Below are 20,234 nucleotides of genomic sequence, written 5' to 3'. Positions count from 1 at the left end.
GATTCCCGAGATCAAGGAGCAGTTCCATACCACCTTGGCCATACCGCGCCCGAACGACACGGCCCTGACCTGCGCATACGCCCGCCGACCGGCCGGCGCCCACCACCCGCGCAACACCCTACCGCGCACGGGGTGACGCGGGCCGGGGCGGAGGGGCGGCAGGATTGCGGCAATGTTGCCGGACACTCCCGCGATCGCGGCCGCGCTGTCGGTGGCCGAGCGCCACTTCTCGCCCGCGATGCTCAATCACTCCGTCCGCTCGTACGAGTGGGCGGCGGCCTACGGCACGGCCCGCGGGATCGACCGCGACGACGAGCTCGTCGGGGTGGCCGCCCTGCTGCACGACATCGCGCTGGCGGCGTCGTTCGACAGCCACACGGTGCCGTTCGAGGAGGCCGGTGGCGACCTCGCTCGCGTGTTCGGGCGGGCCGCGGGGTGGTCGGCGGCGCGGTCCGACCGGGTGGCCGAGATCATCGTGACCCACATGCGCGACGACGTGTCCGCCGCCGACGACCCGGAGTCGCACCTGCTGCAGGTGGCCACGAGCTGGGAGATCGTCGGGCGGTGGCAGGAGGAGTTCCCACCGGACGTACGGGCGGCGACCCTCGACCGCTATCCCCGGCTCGGCTTCGCCGAGGAGTTCCTGGGCTACTTCGAGGACCAGGCCCGCCGCAAACCGGCCAGCGCCGCGGCCGCCTCGGTGCGCCGCAACCTCGCGATGCGCATCACCGGCAACCCCCTCGACACCTGACCTTCTTTCAGTGCCGGATCCTCAGTGCCGGTTCGCGGTGAGTGCGTGGGCGGCGCTCGCGGCCACCAGGTCCGCCGCGCCCGCGGCGGGCGCCGGGCGCCGGGCGCCGGTAGTGCAGCGACAGCACGCCGTGGATGCGGCCGTCCGGGGTCAGCAGCGGGTACGAGCGGATCGCCCGCGAGCCCGCCGCGCGGATCGGGGCCAGGGTGGGCTGGCCGGCGAAGATCGGGTTGCGGGTGACGTCGTCGACCACGACGGCCTGGCGGGTGCGGACGGCGGCGGCGCAGGCGGTGGGCTGGCCGGCGCCCACGGTGGCGAAGTACTCCAGGAAGTCGTCGCTGAAGCCGCGGTGCGCCTCCATGCGCAGGGCGGCCGTCACCGGATCGTAGATCTGCAGGTCGGAGAAGTCGGCGCGGCCGACGGTACGGGCGACGTCGAGCATGGCGGCGACGATCGTGGGGCGGTCGGCCACGGCCAGGAAGTCGTGGTCGATCAGGGCCAGGGCCTCCGCGCCCGCTCGGCGGCGCAGGGCGTCGAGCAGGATGCGGCGGGTGGCGCGGACCTCGGCGTCGATCACCCCTTGTTGCTCGCGGGCGCGGATCTCGCCGACCTGTTCCTCGATGCGCCGGCGCTCGGCGGCGGCGCGGTGGTAGTCGGCCCGGGCCGCCAGCAGACGGCCCAGCGGCGTCTCGTCCCGGCGAGCGGCGGCCGTCTCTCCAGTATCTCCCCGCGACGCCTCCCTGGCGACGCCTCCCTGGCGACGTCTCCCTGGCGACGTCTCCCTGGCGACGTCTCCCTGGCGACGTCTCCCTGGCGACGTCTCCCTGGCGACGTCTCCCTGGCGACGTCTCCCTGGCGACGTCTCCCTGGCGACGTCTCCCTGGCGACGTCTCCCTGGCGACGCGGAGCGGCGTCACACCCGGAAGCGGCTCACCGTCGCCTGCAGGTCGCTCGCCACCCGGTTCAGTTCGTGCACCGTCTGGTCGACCTCGCTCAGCGTCGTCGTGGTGGACTGGGCCGCCTCCGCCACCCCGGCGATGTTGCCCGCGATGTTCGTCGCGCCGTGCGCCGCGTCGCCCACGCTGCGGCTCATCTCGCCGGTCGTGGCCGTCTGCTCCTCGACCGCCGAGGCGATGGTCAGCTGGTAGTCGTTGATCCGCGCGATGATGCGGCTGATCTCGCCGATGGCGTCGACCGCGTTGGCCGTGTCGGACTGGATGGCCTCGACCCGGCGGGAGATGTCCTCGGTGGCGCGGGCGGTCTCCTGGGCCAGGTCCTTCACCTCGCTGGCGACGACCGCGAACCCCTTGCCGGCCGCACCCGCGCGGGCCGCCTCGATGGTGGCGTTCAGCGCGAGGAGGTTGGTCTGCTCGGCGATCGAGGTGATCACCTTGACCACGTTGCCGATCTCGGTGCTCGAGTCGCCGAGCTTGGACACGGTGTGGTTGGTCGTCTCGGCCACGCCGACCGCCTCGGAGGCGACCCGCGCGGCGTCGTTGGCGTTCTGCGCGATCTCGCGGATCGAGGCGCCCATCTCCTCGGAGCCCGCGGCGAGCGTCTGCACGTTCTGCGAGACGGTGCCCGCGTCCCCGGCGACGACGTTCGCGCGCGCGGCGGCCACCTGCGCGCTGTCACCGATGCGCGCCGTCACGCCGGTCAGGCGGTTGGTGCTGTCGCCGAGGGTACGGGCGGCGGTGGCGAGCGTGTCGACGGTACGGCCGATGCTTTCGTTGGCCTGGTTGACCGCGACGGCCATCCCGCCGAGCTCGTCGCGGGCCAGCACGGCCGCACGCCTGGTCAGATCGCCGTCCGCGGTGGCGCGCAGGGTCTCGGACACCGTGCGCAGCTGACGGTTCATCCGCCGTCCGATCAGGCCGGCCACCGCGAAGGCGAGCAGCAGGCCGATCACCAGCGAGCCGACCGTCCAGTTGCGCGCGGTGTGGTACGCGCCCAGGGCGTTGCTCGCCTCCGCCGACGCCTCGGTGTTCTCCAGCGCCTGCAACTGCGCGAGCGCGTCGTTCATCTGCGCCTCGAGGCTCTGCCACAGCTTGGTCCGCTCGGCCGCGTCGCTGGTGACGCTGGTGCCGGCCCTCGGCTGCTCCTGGAACACCACGACGTTGCGCAGGTTGGCGTAGCCGTCCCAGGCCGTCGCGAACTTGTCCAGACTCGCCGCGCGCGCCGGAGAGTCCGAAATACGCATCCGGTACTGCTCAATCGCACCACTGATCAGCGTGTCACCATTGGACCGGGCCTCTTGCGCGCGCGGGCCGAGCGTCGGGTCGTACGACGCCCAGGCGAACAGCGACTGCGCACGGTAGTTCTCGGCCACGCCCTGCCGGATGACCACCAGCTCGGCGACGCTCTCCAGATGCTCGGACTTGAGGCTCCCGAGCCGGTCGTTGATCCGGCCCATGCTCACGATGGACAGCACCCCCACCCCGACCGCGACGAGCGCCACCAGCGCCACGCCGATCATGGTCTTCACGTTCACGGACCGGTCGGCGACCAGCGCGGCCACCCGGCTGCGCCGGACGGTCACCTCGATCGGCGTGGTGTTCGCGGTCATCCCGGTTTCCGTCCCATCGGGCCAGCTGCTGTCGTGTACAGCGGATGTCCGTGACATCGGCACCGAATGTCCGAGGTTTAGGCATGGCCACATGGCGGAATGGGGCGGGCGCGGGGCCGGCTGGGCCACCGTCGCCGGGGCCCGGTCGTTGCGCAGTGATGTACTGGGTCGATGGCGGTACTCACCGAGCTCGAACGACGCCTGCCGGCCGATCGGGTCGTCACGGACCCCGACGTCCTGCGCTCCTACGCGCACGACGAGGCCGAGTGGGCCCCTTACGCGCTGCCGGTCGCGCTGGTGCGGCCGCAGTCGGCACAGGAAGTACAAGCGACGGTCCTTGCTTGTATCGCCACCGGAACGGCGATCGTGCCACGTGGGGCGGGCACGGGGCTGTCCGGCGGGGCCAATGCGATGGCCGGGTGCGTCGTGGTGTCGCTGGAGAAGATGGCCGCGGTCGTCGAGGTCGACCCGCTGGAGCGGCTGGCCGTCGTGCAACCCGGCGTCGTCAACGATGCGCTGCGGTCCCACGTCGCACGTTTTGGTCTCTGGTACCCCCCTGACCCCGCCAGTTCGCCCTGGTCCACGATCGGCGGGAACGTCGCGACCAACGCGGGCGGCATGTGCTGCGTGAAGTACGGGGTCACCCGCGACTACGTCCTCGGGCTGCAGGTGGTGACCGGCACCGGCGAGCTGGTCCGGCTCGGGCGCCGCACCGCGAAGGGGGTCGCCGGCTACGACCTCACCTCGCTCATGGTCGGCTCGGAGGGCACCCTCGGCGTCATCACCGAGGTGACCGTGCGGCTGCGGCCGGCCCGCGCGTCCGAGCGGACCGTCGTCGGGTACTTCGACTCCGCCGCCGACGCCGGCCGGGCGGTCACCGCGGCGGCCGCGGCCGGGCTCACGCCGTCGGCGCTGGAACTGGTCGACCGGCACTGCCTGGCCGCCGTCGACGCGTGGAAGAACATGGGCCTGTCCGCCGACGCGGCCGTGGTGCTGCTCGGCCGGGTGGACACGCTCGGCGCGGAGGGCGACGGCGAGGCCGAGCGGCTGCGCGAGGCGTTCGCGGCCGGCGGTGCCACCTGGTCGGCCGTCTCCACCGATCAGGAGGAGGCCGACGCGCTGTTCTCGGCCCGCCGGCTCGCCTACCCGGCGCTGGAGCGGCTCGGGCCGGTGCTCACCGAGGACGTCTGCGTACCCAAGGCGGCCGTCCCGGAGATGCTCGCCCGCATCGACGCGATCGGGGTCGCGCACGACATCCGGATCGCCAACATCGCGCACGTCGGCGACGGCAACCTGCACCCGCTGCTCATCACCCCGGCCGGCGACGACGCGGCCCGCGGGCGCGCCCAGGCCGCCTTCGCCGAGATCGTCGCGGCCGCGCTCGACCTCGGCGGCACCGTCACCGGCGAGCACGGCGTCGGGCTGCTCAAGCGCGAGGGGCTCGAACGCGAGCTCGCGCCGGCGGTCCGGGCGATGCAGGCGGCGGTCAAGGCCGCGCTGGACCCGCATGGCCTGCTCAATCCGGGCAAGGCAATCTGAACACCATGACCGGACGGATCGAGATCGACGACCTGTACCGCATCGCGCTGGTCGAGCAGCCCGCCCTCTCCCCCGACGGCGCCCAGGTGGTCTACGTCCTGCGCACCGCCGACCGCGAGGCCGACCGGGACGTCCGCTCCCTGTGGCGGGTGGCGGCAAGTGGCGGGGAACCCCACCGGCTCACCCGCGGCCCGGCCGACAGCACCCCGGTCTGGTCGCCGGACGGCACCTGGCTCGCGTTCCTGCGCTCCGTGGACGGCCCGGCCCAGGTGTGGCTGCTGCCGGCCGGCGGCGGCGAGGCCGAGCCGCTGACCGCGCTGCCGCTCGGCGCCGGGACGCCGGTGTGGAGCCCGGACGGCAGCGCGATCGCGTTCGCCGCGCCGACCGACCCGGCCGGCGGCGAGCGGTCCGCGCCCGTCGCGACCGACCGCCTCGGCTACAAGGCCGACGGTGTGGGCCTCATCGGTACCGTCCGCCGGCACCTGCACGTGCTCGACCTGGACAGCCGCGAGGTCCGCGCGGTCACCGACGGCGACTGGCACGCGAGCGACCCGGCGTGGTCGCCCGACGGCACCATGCTGGCCTTCGCGTCCGCCCGGGACCCCGACGCCGATCTCACGATGCGCTCGGCGGCGTACGTCGTCGAGGCCCGCGCCGACGCGCCCGAGCCGCGCCCGGTCGGAGCGGCCGACGGCCAGGCCGGCCCGGTCACCTGGACCCCCGACGGGCGGGCGCTGCTCGTCGTCGGCCGCCGGGACACCGCCACCGGCCACGCCGGGCTGCTGCGCGTCCCGCTCGACGGCGGCGACCCGCTGGACCTGGCCGCGCCGCTGGACCGCAACGTCATGCCCGGCGGCCCCGGCTACCCGGGCGCGCTCCCGGCCGTCTCCGGCGGCGAGGTGTACTTCTGCGTCCGCGACCGCGGCTGCTCCCACCTCTACGCGACCGCCCTGGACGGCGGCGCGCCCCGGCGGGTCCTCGGCGGCCCCGGCGACGTCGTGCAGGGCATGTCCGCCGCCGCCGGCACCGCGGCCGTCGCCCTCGCCACACCGTCCTCCTACGGCGAGATCGTCCGCGTCGACCTGCGCACCGGCGAGCGGACCGTGCTCACCGCGCACGGCGCGAGCCTTGGCGACGCCGAGCTGTTCACGCCCGAGGAGCGCGAGTTCACCGTCTCCGACGGGACCGTCGTGCACGGCTGGCTGATCCGCGACCCCGCCCGCACCGGACCGCGGCCGCTGCTGCTGGACATCCACGGCGGGCCGCACAACGCCTGGCATCCGGCGGCCGACCCCGCCCACCTGTACCACCAGGAGCTCGCCGCCCGCGGCTGGACCGTGCTGCTGCTCAACCCCCGGGCCAGCGACGGCTACGGCGAGGCGTTCTTCACCGCGGCCCTCGGCGGGTGGGGCGAGGCCGACGCGCGCGACCTCCTGGAGCCCATCGACCAGCTCGTCGCCGCCGGCAAGGCCGACCCGGACCGCCTCGCCATCGCCGGGTACAGCTACGGCGGCTTCATGACCTGCTACCTCACCAGCCGCGACGACCGGTTCAGCACCGCCGTCGCCGGCGGGGTGGTCGCCGACCTGACGAGCGAGGCCGGCACCGCCGACCTCGGGCATCATCTGAGCGCGGCGGAACTCGGCGGCACCCCGTGGGCCGACCGCGCGCGGTTCGCCGAGCTGTCGCCGCTGGCCGCCGTCGAGCACGTCCGCACGCCGACCCTGGTGCTGCACGGCGCCGACGACGAGCGCTGCCCGGCCGGCCAGGCCGAGCAGTGGTTCACCGCGCTGCGCGAGCGGGGGGTGCCGAGCCGGCTGGTGCTGTACCCCGGGGCGTCGCACCTGTTCATCCTCAACGGCCGCCCGTCGCACCGCGCCGACTACAACCGCCGCGTCGTGGCGTGGGTCGAGCGGAAGGCCCCGATCGACGCCGCGCACTGGCAGCGGCGGCTGGACCGGCTCGCCCGCCGGCACAAGGTGCCGGGGGCGGTGCTGGGCGTGCTTCGGATCGGTACCGACGGGGCCGGGGACGAAAGCATGGTGGCCGCCACCGGCGTGCTGAACACCCGCACCGGCGTCGCCGTGACCGAGGACTCGCTGTTCCAGATCGGCTCCATCACCAAGACGTGGACCGCGGCCGTCGTCATGCAATTGGTCGACGAGGGCCTGCTCGACCTCGACGCGCCGATCGCCGACGCCCTGCCCGGCCTGCGACTGTCCGATGTGGACGTGGCCGCGCAGGTCACGATGCGCCACCTGCTGAGCCACACCAGCGGCATCGACGGCGACATCTTCACCGACACCGGCCGCGGCGACGACTGCCTGGAGCGCTACGTCGCCGAACTGTCCACCGCCGCGCAGAACCACCCGCTGGGCGCGACCTTCTCGTACTGCAACTCCGGCTACACCCTGGCCGGCCGCGTCATCGAGCACCTAACCGGCATGACGTGGGACGCCGCCCTGCGGTCCCGGCTGATCGCCCCGCTGGGTCTGGAGCACACGGTCACGCTGCCGGAGGAGGCCCTGCTGCACCGCACCGCCGTCGGCCACCTCGACGCCGCCGACGGCCCGCGGCCGGCTCCAGTGTGGACACTCCCCCGCTCGGCCGGCCCGGCCGGCCTGATCTGCGCCTCGGCGGCCGACGTGCTGTCCTTCGCCCGCACGCACCTGACCGGCGGCGCGGCATCCGAGGCCATGGCCGCACACCAGGCCGACGTCCCGGACAAGCACAGCCTCGGCGACTCGTGGGGCCTGGGCTGGATCCGCTTCGGCTGGGACGGCGCGCGGCTCATCGGCCACGACGGCAACACCCTGGGCCAGTCCGCGTTCCTGCGGCTCCTCCCGGAGCAGGGCCTCGCGGTCGTCCTGCTGACCAACGGCGGCAACACCAAGGACCTCTATCACAGTTTGTACCGTGAGATCTTCGCCGACCTCGCCGCCCTCACGATGCCCGAGCCACTGTCCCCGGCTGACGTGCCCCCGACGGTCGACGCGTCCCGGCACCTCGGCACGTACGAACGCGCCGGCGTGCGCCTCGAGGTGTTCCTGTCCGACGACCGCCTGCGGTTGCGCCAGACCACCACCGGCCCGCTCGCCGCGCTGGTCCCGGAACCGGTGCAGGAACACGACCTCGTGGCGATCGACGACTCCCTGTTCGTCCTGCGCCCGCCCGGCACCCAGACCTGGATTCCGGTCACCTTCTACACCTTGCCGACCGGGGAGCAGTACCTGCACACGGGCTTGCGCGCCAACCCCAAGGTCTCCTGAGCGGGGGCTACCGTTGGTGGTGTGGACGCCGACCAGCGGATCAGGGCAGCGATCGAGGCACACTGGCGAGCCTCCGACGCGGGTGAGGTCGAGGCCGAGCACGCCCTCTACGCGACCGATGCGGTGCTGGACTACCCCCAGTCGGGTGAGCGCTTCCGGGGCCGCACCGCCATCGCCGCCCAGCGCGGCGGACATCCGGCCGAGCGCCGGTTCACCGTCCAGCGGATCAGCGGGGCGGGTGAGCTGTGGGTGAGCGAGTGCATCATCACCTACGACGGCGCGCCGACGCACTCGGTGAGCATCATGCAGTTCACCGGCGAGGAGGTCGCGCACGAGACGCAGTACTTCGCCGACCCGTTCCCCGCACCCGAATCCAGAGCCGGCCTCGCCGAGCGAATGCGCTGAACCGGTCTCACGCGGAGCGATCCGACGGCCGATGGTCACCGAGCGTATTCCGGGAATGGGCCGGTGGTCCGGGCCGTGGTTCGGGAGCCGGGCGGTCCCGGCAGTCCCCGACGGTCCGGACCACCAACCTTGAGCAGCGTCGGATCAGCCGAGGCTGCCGCCGATCTTCGTCCAGGACCAGGAGCTGCCGTTCCAGGCGTTCTGCCACAGCGCGTTGTCGGCGCCGCGGGCGAAGACGCGCAGGTAGTAGCCGTCGGACGTGGCGCCGGCGCCGCTGGTGACGGTGCCGCCCAGGCTCTGCAGGGTCCAGGTGTCGTTGGCGAGGTAGTACTGGTACAGCGAGCCGTTGCCGGCGCCGCGGGCGTAGACGCGGACCACGCCGCCCAGCCAGTAGGCGCCGAAGCCGCTGGTGAACTCGCCGCCGATGCGTTGCTGGCGCCAGCTGTCGCCGTCCCAGTAGTACTGCCACATCGCGCCGTCGGTGCCCTGGAAGAAGACGCGCAGGTAGGCCGAGTCGTCGACCGCCGCCGGGTTGTCCAGCATGTAGCCGCCGATCTCCTGCGACGTCCAGTGTCCGCCGGAGAGGTAGTACTGCCACAGGGCTCCGTCGGCGCCGCGGAAGAAGACGCGTACGACGCCGTTCTTGACCACCGCGCCGGTGCCGCTGGTCAGGGTGCCGCCGACCTCCTGCTGCTGCCAGGTCGAGCCGTTCCACCAGTACTGCCACAGCGAATGGTCGGTGCCCTGCGCGAACACCCGGATGTAGTTGTTGCTGGGGTCGAACACGGCCGAAGGGCTGCCGATGATGGCCCCGCCGATGCGCTGCGCGGTCCAGTGGCCGCCGGCCAGGTAGTACTGCCACAGCGCACCGTCCGAGCCGCGGTAGAACACGCGGGTGGTGGTGCCGTCCTGCACGACGCCGACGCCCGGCGACGTGTCCTGGATTCGGGTGTACCGGTAGGCGTTGTAGTGCGACGCGAGGTGGCCGGCGATGGACGCGCCGGAGGCGAAGCTGCCGTTCGAGTAGTGCGTGACCGGCGTGTCCCCGAAGCTGTAGTACTGGAACGTGGTCTTCGCCGCGTTGTTCCAGCCCTGGAAGATGACCGCGTGGTGCTCGCTGCCCACGTTGTCGACCAGGATGTCTCCCGGCTGCAGCTCCGATCGGCTGATCGGCCGGGTCGGGCCCTCGCCGTCCTGCAGGCCCCAGGTGTTCGGCTGGACGGAGTTGTGCCAGGCCATGGCGACATAGCCGGAGCAGTCCCGCCGGTACCGGTGGTCGCCGTCGACGTCCGTGGCGGTCCCGGTGCCGGAGTCGCTGTACGTCATGTCGGCGTCGTCGCCCCGCCGGTGCCAGTCGCGGGTCCGGCTCAGTACCTCGGACCGGGTGATGGCGGTGCCGTACGTGGATGCGGCGTGCGCCGCGGCGGGCCCGGCGACGAGGTCGGTCACGACGGCGCCGGCCAGCCCGACGACCGGCGCGAGCAGGACGGCGGTGCATCGCCGTACCAAGGCTGAACGTGTGGTCATGGTGCCCTTTCGCGAAGGGGAATGAGGGAGGCGTTCTACGGCCACGAGTGCAGGCGCCACATCTCGTTGACCCTCGAAATGAATTCGGCCCGGTCACGATGTCAGGGGGCGGTTGGGACTTTGTTGGGCGTTTGTTGGGTGAGCCCCCGCACGGCCGCGAGCACCGCGCGGGCGTGCTCCTCGCCCGGGCGGTGGCCGGTGTGGACGCACGCGCGGCGGGCGTGCCGGGCGTGCGCCGCCGCGGTCGCGTGGTCGCCGCGCAGCAGCGCGATCTCGGCCAGGACGAGGACGGCGCGCGCGGTGTAGACGGCCATTGACATGCTCGCGGCCTCGGCCCGGGCCGCCTCCGCCCGCCGCTCGGCGGTGTCCAGGTCGCCGAGGCCGCGGTGGGCCACCGCGGTGCCGAGGACCGCCTCCACCGCGTACGGCCGGATGCCCATCGCGTCCGCCACCGACGCGGCCCGCTCGTAGCGGCGCAGGGCGGTACCGAAATCGCCGAGGTGCACGTGGATGGCGGCCACGGTGATGGCCGCCTCGGTCTCGGCGTTGCGGTCGGCGATCCGCACCGCCGTCTCCAGCGCGGTCTCGGCCCGGGGCAGCCCGTCGCCCGGCCGGCCGTGGTGCAGCGCCTCGACGAGGGCCAGGCGCAGGTTCGCCCGGATCTCGGCGTCGCGGAAGCCCAGTTCGTGGGCCAGCGCGACCGAGCGCGCGAAGTGCTCGGCGGCCCGCTCCGGCCGGCCCAGTTCCCAGTAGACCCAGCCGAGGCTGTGCAGAGCGGTGGCCTGGCTGCTGAGGTTGCCGGTCCGCAGGCCGAGGTCGAGCGAGCGCAGGCCGGTGCGCAGGGCCTGGCGCAGCTGGCCCAGGCGGATCTGGATCAGGCAGAGGTTGTTGGCCAGGTTGACGTGCAGCAGGCCCGACTCCTCGCTCAGGCCGATCGCCCGTTTCATCACCGTGCCCGCCGCGATGAGCCGGCCGACCTCGCGGTGCACGATCCCGAGGTTGGCGGTCAGGGCCGCCTCGGCCATCGCCCAGCCGTCCTCCCGGGCGAGCTCGGTGGCCTCCCCGAGGTACGTCTCGGCGGCCGGGTACCGCCCCATGACGTAGTTCGAGTGGGCCGCGCTGTGCAGCATCGCGACCACGGCCCGGCGGTCGTCCTCGGCCCGCGCGGCGGCGAGCCCGGCGTCGGTCGTGGCGGTCCAGTCGACGATGTGCCGCAGCCGGTCGAAGATGCCGCGCAGGGCGTCGGCCAGCAGCCAGGCGGTACGCCGGGGCCCGTGCTCGGCGCAGTGCCCGACCAGCGCCACCAGGTTGGCCCGCTCCTCCTCCAGCCAGGCCCGCGCGGCGGCCCCGGTCTCGAACCGCATCACCCCGGCCGGTGCCTCCTCGGGCCACAGCGGCAGCCGCAGGGAGTGCCGGTGCAGGTGCTGGGCGGCGGCGTCGACCGAGTGCAGGTACCAGTCGCACACCCGCTGGAACGCGGCCGGCCCGTCGGGGTCGTCGGCCGCGTGCTCGGCGGCGTACCAGCGCAGCAGGTCGTGCAGCGTGTACCGGCCGGCCGCGGGATTGGTCAGCAGGAACCCGGCGGTGAGCCGGTCCAGCAGCAGCGCCGCCTCGGCCACCGGCGCGCCCGCCAGCACCGCCGCCGCGGTGGTCGGGATGTCACCGGTCGGCAGCAGCCCCAGCAGCCGGAACATGCGCCGCACGTCGGTCGTCAGCGAGGCGTAGGAGGCGTCGAACGCGGCCCGGATCACCGCGTCCCGCTCGCCGTCGACCGTCATGCTGCGCAGGCCCCGCGCCCGCAGCAGCTCGGCCTGTTCGGCGACCCCGCGGAACGGCGCGTCGAGCAGCTGCGCGGCCACGATCCGCAGCGCCAGCGGCAAATACCCACAGACCCGGGCCAGCACCTGCACCGACGCGGCCGGATCGGCACCCCGCCGATCCCGCAGCAGCGTCGCGAGCAGCGCGGACGCCTCGGCCGGGGCGAGCACGTCGACGTCGAGCCGGCGGGCCCCGTCCTGGACCGCCAGCCCCGAGAGCCGGTGCCGGCTGGTGACCACGACGTGACACCCGCCCCCGCCGGGCAGCAGCGGCCGCACCTGCTCGGCCGACCCGGCGTTGTCGAGCACCACGAGCACGCGGCGGTCGGCGAGGACCGTACGGTACAACGCGGAGGCTTCTTCGACCTCGAGCGGAACGGCCTCCGCGGCCACCCCTAGCCCGCGCAGCATGCTGGCCAGGGCGTCGATCGGCCGGACCGGCGTGCCCGGCCCGAACCCGCGCAGGTTCACGAACAGCTGCCCGTCGGGGAACCGGCCGACCAGCCGGTGCGCCCAGTGTGCGACGAGCGTGGTCTTGCCGACCCCGGCCATCCCGGCCACGACGGTCACGCCCGCGGGCAGATGCGCGTCGAGCGCGGCGAGCAGGCCGGCCCGCCCGGCGAACTCGGCGGTGTCCCGGGGCAGCTGCAGCGGCGTGCCCGGCCGCAGTCGCGCGGAGGCGCCGGCCAGAATCTGCTGATGGAGTTCGTGCAGGCGAGGCCCGGGGTCGAGGCCGAACTCGTCGGCGAGTAATCGGCGGGTCTGATGGAACACGACGGTGGCCTCGGCCTGCCGCCCGGACCGGGCGAGGGCGGTCATGAGATGGGCGGTGAGGTTCTCCCGCAGCGGGTGCTCGGCGGCCAGCGCCCCGAGCTCGGCGCACAGCTCGGCGTGCCGGCCGACCGCGAGTTCGGCCGCGGCACACTCTTCGAGCACGTTGAGGCGGGCCTCGTCGAGTGCGGCCGCGGCGGCCTGGATGACGGGGTGATCCCGGAGGTCCGCGAACGCCGGACCGCGCCACAGCGCCAGTGCCTTCCGGAAGAGTTCCCCGGCCGCGGCCTCGCGGGCCTGCGCAGCCAGGCCGCGGAAGCGGTCGGCGTCGGTCTCGCCGGGCGCGACGACCAGGCGATACCCGCCGGGGGCGCGCAGGATCCGGTCCCGGCCGAGGATCTGGCGGAGCTGGTGCACGTAGACCCGCAGCGTCCCGGCCGCACTCGGCGGCGGCTCGTCACCCCACAGCACCTCGGCGAGCAGGTCCCCGCTGACCGGCGCGTTCGGCCGGGTGAGCAGCGTGGCGAGCACGAGCCGCCACTTGTACGGGCCCAGCTCCAACGGACCGGACCCGCCGACTTCCACGCACAAGGGCCCGAGCACGCCGAACTCCATCGAATCCCCCCGATCCTCCGACTGGGGGACAACCTACCTGGACCGGAGCTGAGCGTGCGCGGGACGGCGCCCGGACCGGGAGAGCATGATGGAGGCGACAACCCACAGGAGGTGCCGCATGCTGCCCTGGTCCTCACCGCTCGCCGGCCGGTTCGAGGAGCTCGTCGTCGACAGCACCGCCCTGCGCGGCAACCCGCTGGGTGATCCGCACGAGCGGCCGCTGCTCGTGTACCTCCCCCCGGGCTATGACGAGGATGAGGCGAAGCGGTATCCCGCCGTCTACGTGGCGCAGGGCTACACGGGGCACATCGGCATGTGGTGGAACCGGGTCCCGTTCCGCACGCCGTACCCCGAGCTCGCCGACGCCATGTTCGCGCGGGGTGAGGCGCCGCCCGCCATCGTGGTGTACTTCGATGCCTGGACCTCGCTCGGCGGCAGTCAGTTCCTCGACTCGCCCGGCACCGGGAAGTACCACACCTATCTTTGCGACGAAGTCGTGCCGTTCGTCGACGGCCGGTTCCGCACGCTTCCGCGCCGGGAGCATCGGGCGATCACCGGGAAGTCCAGCGGCGGCTACGGCGCCATGGTGACCGCGATGCTCCGGCCGGACGTGTTCGGGGCGCTCGCCACGCACGCCGGGGACGCGTTGTTCGACGTGTGCCATCGGGCCGACTTTCCGCGGCGGGCGCGGCAGTTGCGGGATCAGTTCGGCGGGTCGTACGACACGTTCTTCGCCGAGTTCCGCAAGCGCGCGATCCCCAAGGACGGCGACATCGAGCTGCTGGAAATGTACGCGTACGCCGCGGCCTACTCGGCCGAGCCCGACGGGACCGTGCTGATGCCGTTCGACGCCAACGGGGCGGTGATTCCGGACGTGTGGCAGCGGTGGCTCGACCGCGATCCGGTGGTGATGGCCGGGCAGGAGCAGTACGCCGAGGCGCTGCGGTCCATGCGCGGGATCTGGATCGACGCCGGGCGCCGGGACGAGTACTTCCTCGACCTCGGCGCCTCGGCGTTCCTCGACAAGGTGCTCGCGGCCGGCGTCCAACAGCAGCAGGTGTACTTCGAGCTGTTCGACGCCGGCCACGGCGGGATCGAGTACCGGTACCCGCTGGCGCTCGCCTGGCTGTGCGAGCGCCTCACGGACTAAACCGGCTCGATCCAGATGTTCCGGTACCGCACGTTCGCGCCCGCGTCGCCGTGGTCCTGCAGGCGGATCGGCAGCGCCGCGGCGCTCTCGGCGGCGCCGTTGCCGGTCGGGCCGTCGACGGACACGTTGTTGTGCACCGTGACGCCGTTCCACACGAGCGTGACGCGGGCGTTCTCGGTCTTCGTGGTGCCGTTCCAGCGGGCCGCGCGGAACGTCATCTCGTACGTCTGCCAGGTCTCCGGGGCCGTGCCCGCGTTGCTGTCGGGCGCGCGCTTGAGGTAGATCCCGGCGCAGTCGTCGCTCGCGAGCGGCGACTTGCCGTACGTGTCCAGCACCTGGACCTCGTAGCGGTCCTGCAGGTACACGCCCGAGTTGGCGCGGGCCTGGCCGGTGACGTCGGACGGCAGGTTCGGCAGCCAGAACTCCACGTGGAGCTTGAAGTCGCCGAAGGTCTGCTTGGTGCGCAGGTCGCCGCCGAGCACCTCGGCCGAACCGCCCGAGACGGGCCAGGTCGGGGCGGTGCCGTCGGCGTTCTGGAACGCGTTGAGGCTGCCGCCGTTGAACAGCGTCACCCGCGACACTCCATTGTGGACCCACTTCTGCTGGGGCACGTTCGCGTTGTCCCAGATCTGCAGCTGGGTGCCGTCGGCCGAGGCGCCGCCGGCCGCGTCGAGCACCCGGCCGGACTGCGGGTTGCGCAGCGTGCCGTCGGACTGGGCCTGCCAGACCTGGGCGGCCGAGCCGTTGCAGGTGTACAGCTGCACCTTCGTCCCGTTCGCGGTGCCCCCGTTGTCGATGTCCAGGCACTTGCCCAGGGCGCGGAGGGTGTCGCCGGTGCGGGTCCAGCTCTGCGCGGTCGAGCCGTTGCAGGTCCACAGCTGGATTTTGGTGCCGTTGGCGGTGCCGGCGTTGCTGACGTCGACGCACTTGCCGCCGATGCCGGTGATGGTGCCGGTGTGGTCGGCCGTGGAGCCGCCGCCGGCCGGGGTGACGACGATGTTGTCCAGGTTGACGTGGCCGATGTCACCACTGTCCACCTTGTACGCGATCGTGTTGCCGCCCGCGCGCAGGGTGAGCGTTTCCGTCTGCGTCGCCCAGGTGTCCCAGTTGCCGGTGTCGGCCAGCGCGACCTGTTTCACCTTGGCATTGTTGAGGTACAAGCTGACGGTCTTGGATCCCGCGGACGGGTTGGGTCCGTTGCTGAACCGCAGGGCCACGTTGTAGGAGCCGGCGCTCGGGGCGGCGACGCTGAACGTGGCGGCGGCGCCCTGGTTGCCGAACCCGGCAACGAACCCGCTGCCGGTGTATCCACTGTGGTCGGTCGCGACGCCCGCGCTGCCGCTGAGGCCCGAGTGCTCGGCCTCCTGCTGGCCGGTCGGCGGGAGCGTGCCGTCGGCGAGGGCGTTGAGGGTGTACCACGCCTCGGTGCTCCACAGCGACTCGCCGCTCGTCGACGTGAACGGCCGCGGCGAGCGCACGTGGACGACCCGGCCCGGCTTGAGCCCGGCCACCTGCACCGTCACCTTCAGCCGGTCGGACGACAGGGTGGCCGAGGTGACCTGCAGCGACTCCTCGTCGACCTTCGGGCCGCCGTAGGCCGGCGTCGAGACGTACCGCCACTGCTTGAAGGTGTAGTGCGAGGCGAGGTTGGCCGCCGTCTCGGTCGAGACCGGCTGCGTGTACTCCAGCTCGAAGCCGCCCGGCTTGACCCGCATCGCCTTGAAGTCGAAGGGGTTCGCGCCGTTCGGGGTGATCTTCTGCAGGCCGTAGGTGAGCTTGCCCTCCTGGCCCCAGTTGCCGCCGGCCCCGAGCCCGCCGGCATAGAGCGCGCCGTCCGGCCCCTCGCTGATCCGCAGGACGCCCATCTCCAGGCCCTGCGTCATCCGGAAGACCGCGCCCTGGTACTCCCCGTTGACCTTCTCCAGCGATGCGCGCTGGATCCCGCCATACGTCACGTCGCCGAACGCGAGCTGGCCCGCGTAGGGTCCACTGTGGAGTACCAGCGGGGTGCTCGGTGAATTGGCGATCTCGTTCTGCGGCAGCCACAGCACGGGCTGGGTGATCGGCTGGTTGTCGAACGGGCCGTCGGGGTTGGTGTAGTGGCCGAAGAAGCGGTCCTGCTTGATCTGCACCAGCTTCGAGGCGGGCAGCCAGCCGCCCTGGTTGTCGGTCACGAAGATCTCGCCGGCCGGGCCCCAGCCGATGCCGTCGGGCGTGCGCAGGCCGCCGGCGACGTACTGCACGGCCCCCGTCGACCGGTTGATCTTCAGGCTGGTGCCGCGGTTCGCCGAGCCCTGCGGCTCGGTCGTCGCGCCGCCCTCGTTGATCGAAACGGACAGGTTCATGTAAAAGAAGCCGTCCTGGTACAGCAGCCCGAACCCGAACTCGTGGAAGTTGCCGTCGAACGGCCAGGTCGCCACCGTACGGTACCGGTCGATCTGCCCGTCGCCGTTGGTGTCGGTGAGCTCGGTCAGCTCATGCTTCTGCGAGACATAGATGATGCCGTCGACGATTTTGAGCCCCATCGGCTCTCTGAGCCCGCTCGCGATCCGGGTGTACTGCACCTGCCCGGGCGACGTAGCGCCCGTCACGTTGCGCAGGATGTAGACCTCGCCGGTGGTGTTGAGGCTGCCACCCCAGGTCGCGATGGCCAGACGCCCGTCGGGGAACCAGTCCATGGCACTCACCTGCGGATTGAAGCCATTCGGCCGCAAATTCGTGAGGGTGTACCCCGGGTGCACCGACGAGAGCGGAAGCCCGTCGCCCGGCGCGTCACCGCTGCCCTCGCACTCCTTGCGCCCGGGCGCGGTCACCCGCACGACGCCGGAGTCCGTGCTCAGCACCGAGTTCGGCACGACGGCGAACGCGGTGGCACCCGGCGGCCGCCACTCCAGGGTCAGCTGCTGGCCGCCGTCGCGCTCGAAGTAGTCGATGCGCAGCGCGTGGTACCCGGTCGTCAGGGCGACGCTGCCCTCGACCGCGGTCGCCCCGTGCAGCCCGTCGTTGCTGATCACGGTCGCGCCGTCGACGGCCAGGCGCGAGCCGTCGTCGCTGGTGAGCCGGAAGGCATAGGTGCCGGCCGTGGCGATGTTGACGTTGCCGAGCACCTGGGCCTGGAAATAGTTCTCCAGCCCGAAGTCGGCCGCGGTGGACCAGTTGACGGTCGGCATGAGCTTGTCGATGTTGGGCGTCTGGCCCGTCTTCAGCACGCAGATGGAGCTCTGCGGGGTCTGCAGGTCGAAGACGCGCAGGGTGACGCCGGGCTCTTGCGGTGGCACGGCGGCCGCGGCCGGAACCGCGGGCAACAGGCCGGCGCCCACGAGCAGCGCGGCGAAGAGGGTCGTCCATCGCTTCATGGATCGCTCCAGGGAGGGTAGGAGCCGTCACGGACTCCCGCGCGCGCTCGCCGAAGACGGGCACGGGTCAGCGCCGCTCATCGGTACTGGCGGAACCGATGAACGTCGATGTGGTACGCCACGCTAAAGGACTTCCGCCGAAATGTCGACAACTTCTGTCGGGCTCAGCGAAAGTTTAGGGACGCTCGGTCCTGATCGGATCGCCCCGGATGATCTCGTCATGGATCTGCCAACGGGCCGTGACCAGCGCGTTCGCCGCGTCTTGATCGCCGCGTTCCAGCCGCTCGCGGAGCTGGCGCAGCGCGAGGCCGCGGTTGAGCCCGAAGTGCCGCTCGGTGTCCACCACCACGACCAGCCCGGTCGGCCGGTGGGTGGCCCGCACGGCGGTACTGACCTTGTTGCGCCGCTGCCCGCCCGGCCCGCCGGTCCGGCACGGCACGATGTCCACATCGGACTCCCGGAACTCGGTGCGCGGGGCGTCGAGCGTGCAGGGCCGGGCGATGACGTACCAGTTCTTGCGGCCGTGATTCGGCCGGTACGGGCTGTTCGCCTGCCAGCACAGCGTGCCCGTCCACGCTTTCGCGCACGCCTCGGCTCCGGGCCCCTGCAGTTCCACCACGACGGATCGGGGAGTGCTCTCGTGGCGTTTCGTCGGGATGTTTCGGTGGGCCGCGTCCCGCTCCAGGCGCTTGGCCAGCTCGGCCACGGCCCACTCGCACTCGCGCGGGCCGCGGCCGGCGGACAGCATGAGGTACACCGTCATCGGCGCCGCTTCGGCTCGGCCGTCTTGTAGGTGACGACCGGCACCGTCACCGCCACGGGTGTCGCCAGCCCGTGCGTGACGAGGTCGGCGATCACCTGCTCGATGCGCTTGTACGCGGTCGGCGCCTCCTCGAACAGCAGCTGCCGGTCCCCGCACACCACGTACGACCCGACCGGCGTGCGCCGCAGCTCCTCCACGGTGTGCTTGGCCTTCCCACGCTTGAGCGCGTCGGCCCGGGACATCTTGCGCCCGGCCCCGTGCGCGACCGACCACCCGGCCTCGCGACCGGCGTGCGTGGCGACCACATAGGACGGTGTCCCGCGGGTACCGGCGATGAGCACGTCCTTCCCGTCCCCGGGCGCGGCCCCCTTGCGGTGCAGGTACTTCGACCCGTCCACGACCTCGACGAGGTTGTGGCACTGGTCGACGATGGGCTCGGCCGGCTCGGCCCCGAGCGCGAGCGCGACCCGTTCGGCCAGGAGCCGCCGGTTGAGCGACCCCCACCGCACCGCCTCGTCGTGGGCCTTGAGGTAGGTCTCGGGATCCGCCGCCGGCCCGGCCCCGTGCACCTCGGTGTGCTCGCGGAGGATCCGCTCACCGAGCCCGCGCGATCCACTGTGGACGATGAGCACGAGGTCGCGCTCGCGCAGCCCCGCGCGCTCCGCGAAGGCGGTCTGCACGCGGGCGAGCTCGACGAAGTGGTTGCCGCGCCCGACGGTGCCGAGCCCGTCGGTGTACCCGGCCGGGATGTCCTCGCCCGGCTCGGGCGCGACCGGGACGTCGAGGTCGGGGAAGCGGGCCGCGAGCTTCTCCGGCACCGGCTTCTTGAGCGCGATCGGGAACACGGCGATCCCGCACCCGATGTCGGAGCCGACGAGCAACGGGTACAGCACGGACGAGAGCATCGCGGCCCCGATCGGCGCACCCTTGCCAGGATGCAGATCGGGCATGCCGGCGACGTGCTCCATCCCGTCGAGCGCGGCCACCTGGTGACACTGCGCAACGGCGTCGGACTCGATCCAGCTGTGCGGGGACGCGAAAAGGGAAACGCTGGCAGCCAAAAGGAGAGGTCCTTCGAAGACGACACGGACGGATGAGGGGTGATGCCACTGGGGTGGTCCGTCAGTACGTCATGCCGCCCAGGATGCCCGGCCGCCCGCCGGCGCGGCAACCGAATTAGCGTCGCTCAGACCTCGCCGAACGCAATCTCGAGGTCGAGGGGCGCTACCGGGGATGTGATTGCCCAGGCCCAGCCGGGAAGCGCGACGGCCTCGGCGAAGAACTCGTCCAGGGAGGTGTCGAAGGACCACAGCTGCCCGGAGCCCAGCCCTTCGGTCGCGGCGCTGGGAGCCCAGTGGAGCGTGCAGTGCAGCTGCCAGATCACCTGGTCGTCGCCAGGCTCGATGCACTGCCGGGTGAGTACGGCGCAGAACTCGTCCCGGCCGCGGAAGCCGAACGTCCCGTACTCGGCCAGAACTCCGTCGCCGTCCTCCTCGATCGGGGCGGCATCCTCAACCGGAACGCCCGCGAAACGCCGGAAGACCTCGACGATCGTCGGCACGTCGGCCGCGGCGACCGCGCCGGGCCCGACACCGGCCTCGGCCAGCATCGCCGTCAGCACTTCCGCAGCCGCACGGATCATCATCGACGAATCATCCCGCTCCGCGGATCGATTGTCTCGAGGCCCGCCGCCCATACACTGCGG

13 protein-coding genes are annotated in these 20,234 nt (G+C 72.5%); 5 read left to right on the top strand and 8 right to left on the bottom strand.

Features of this window, described 5'->3' with window-relative positions; translation table 11 throughout:
• Positions 1 to 172 precede the first annotated feature (172 nt).
• Entirely contained in the window at positions 173 to 751 is a 579-nt protein-coding gene (locus tag ACQP00_RS16025; RefSeq protein WP_433219733.1) for an HD domain-containing protein, read from the top strand.
• Between the two features lie 7 nt (positions 752 to 758).
• Here ACQP00_RS16025 and ACQP00_RS16020 read toward each other — a convergent pair whose 3' ends face one another.
• Together ACQP00_RS16020 and ACQP00_RS16015 are read right to left on the bottom strand one after the other, a co-directional pair.
• Positions 759 to 1,328 carry a GAF domain-containing protein gene (locus ACQP00_RS16020; protein WP_433219731.1) on the bottom strand — a complete coding sequence of 190 codons (570 nt, stop codon included), beginning with the start codon at positions 1,326 to 1,328 and terminating at the stop codon, positions 759 to 761.
• Between the two features lie 336 nt (positions 1,329 to 1,664).
• Positions 1,665 to 3,317: a methyl-accepting chemotaxis protein gene (locus ACQP00_RS16015; protein ID WP_433219729.1), complete on the bottom strand. Its 1,653-nt coding sequence runs from the start codon at positions 3,315 to 3,317 to the stop codon at positions 1,665 to 1,667.
• Positions 3,318 to 3,488: 171 nt separating this feature from the next.
• Here ACQP00_RS16015 and ACQP00_RS16010 point away from each other — a divergent pair, with 171 nt between their 5' ends.
• The 3 genes from ACQP00_RS16010 to ACQP00_RS16000 are packed head-to-tail and all read left to right on the top strand — an operon-like array spanning position 3,489 to position 8,530.
• Positions 3,489 to 4,856 carry an FAD-binding oxidoreductase gene (locus tag ACQP00_RS16010; protein ID WP_433219727.1) on the top strand — a complete coding sequence of 456 codons (1,368 nt, stop codon included), beginning with the start codon at positions 3,489 to 3,491 and terminating at the stop codon, positions 4,854 to 4,856.
• A 5-nt stretch (positions 4,857 to 4,861) separates the two neighbouring features.
• Positions 4,862 to 8,125, top strand: coding sequence for a serine hydrolase (locus ACQP00_RS16005; RefSeq protein ID WP_433219725.1), 3,264 nt, complete (start codon positions 4,862 to 4,864; stop codon positions 8,123 to 8,125).
• Between the two features lie 21 nt (positions 8,126 to 8,146).
• Positions 8,147 to 8,530, top strand: a complete 384-nt coding sequence (locus tag ACQP00_RS16000; protein WP_433219723.1) for a nuclear transport factor 2 family protein — start codon at positions 8,147 to 8,149, stop codon at positions 8,528 to 8,530.
• 144 nt (positions 8,531 to 8,674) lie between these two features.
• Here the strand turns inward: ACQP00_RS16000 and ACQP00_RS15995 are convergent, their stop codons facing one another.
• Together ACQP00_RS15995 and ACQP00_RS15990 are read right to left on the bottom strand one after the other, a co-directional pair.
• Positions 8,675 to 10,057 (bottom strand): hypothetical protein, encoded by a 1,383-nt coding sequence (locus ACQP00_RS15995; RefSeq protein ID WP_433219721.1) that lies wholly within the window; start codon positions 10,055 to 10,057, stop codon positions 8,675 to 8,677.
• Between the two features lie 101 nt (positions 10,058 to 10,158).
• Positions 10,159 to 13,248 carry a BTAD domain-containing putative transcriptional regulator gene (locus ACQP00_RS15990; protein WP_433219719.1) on the bottom strand — a complete coding sequence of 1,030 codons (3,090 nt, stop codon included), beginning with the start codon at positions 13,246 to 13,248 and terminating at the stop codon, positions 10,159 to 10,161.
• Between the two features lie 130 nt (positions 13,249 to 13,378).
• Here ACQP00_RS15990 and ACQP00_RS15985 point away from each other — a divergent pair, with 130 nt between their 5' ends.
• Positions 13,379 to 14,410, top strand: a complete 1,032-nt coding sequence (locus tag ACQP00_RS15985; RefSeq protein ID WP_433219717.1) for an alpha/beta hydrolase — start codon at positions 13,379 to 13,381, stop codon at positions 14,408 to 14,410.
• Here the strand turns inward: ACQP00_RS15985 and ACQP00_RS15980 are convergent.
• The 4 genes from ACQP00_RS15980 to ACQP00_RS15965 all read right to left on the bottom strand — a co-directional run bounded on the left by ACQP00_RS15980 (position 14,407) and on the right by ACQP00_RS15965 (position 20,174).
• A complete protein-coding gene (locus ACQP00_RS15980) occupies positions 14,407 to 17,766 on the bottom strand; it encodes a family 16 glycoside hydrolase (RefSeq protein WP_433219715.1) in 3,360 nt (1,119 codons plus the stop codon). The two genes, ACQP00_RS15985 and ACQP00_RS15980, sit on opposite strands and share 4 nt — an antisense overlap.
• A 175-nt stretch (positions 17,767 to 17,941) precedes the next feature.
• A complete protein-coding gene (gene prfH / locus ACQP00_RS15975; RefSeq protein WP_433219713.1) occupies positions 17,942 to 18,529 on the bottom strand; it encodes a peptide chain release factor H in 588 nt (195 codons plus the stop codon).
• Positions 18,526 to 19,590, bottom strand: a complete 1,065-nt coding sequence (locus tag ACQP00_RS15970; RefSeq protein ID WP_433219712.1) for an RNA ligase RtcB family protein — start codon at positions 19,588 to 19,590, stop codon at positions 18,526 to 18,528. Before ACQP00_RS15970 ends, prfH begins: the two co-directional genes overlap by 4 nt.
• 125 nt (positions 19,591 to 19,715) lie before the next feature.
• Positions 19,716 to 20,174 (bottom strand): hypothetical protein, encoded by a 459-nt coding sequence (locus ACQP00_RS15965; protein ID WP_433219710.1) that lies wholly within the window; start codon positions 20,172 to 20,174, stop codon positions 19,716 to 19,718.
• Between the last annotated feature and the right edge of the window lie 60 nt (positions 20,175 to 20,234).

The sequence above is a fragment of the Dactylosporangium sp. CS-047395 genome, assembly GCF_050942185.1.
Taxonomy (GTDB): Bacteria; Actinomycetota; Actinomycetes; order Mycobacteriales; family Micromonosporaceae; genus Dactylosporangium.
This window is presented reverse-complemented; position numbering and strand designations above follow the sequence as displayed.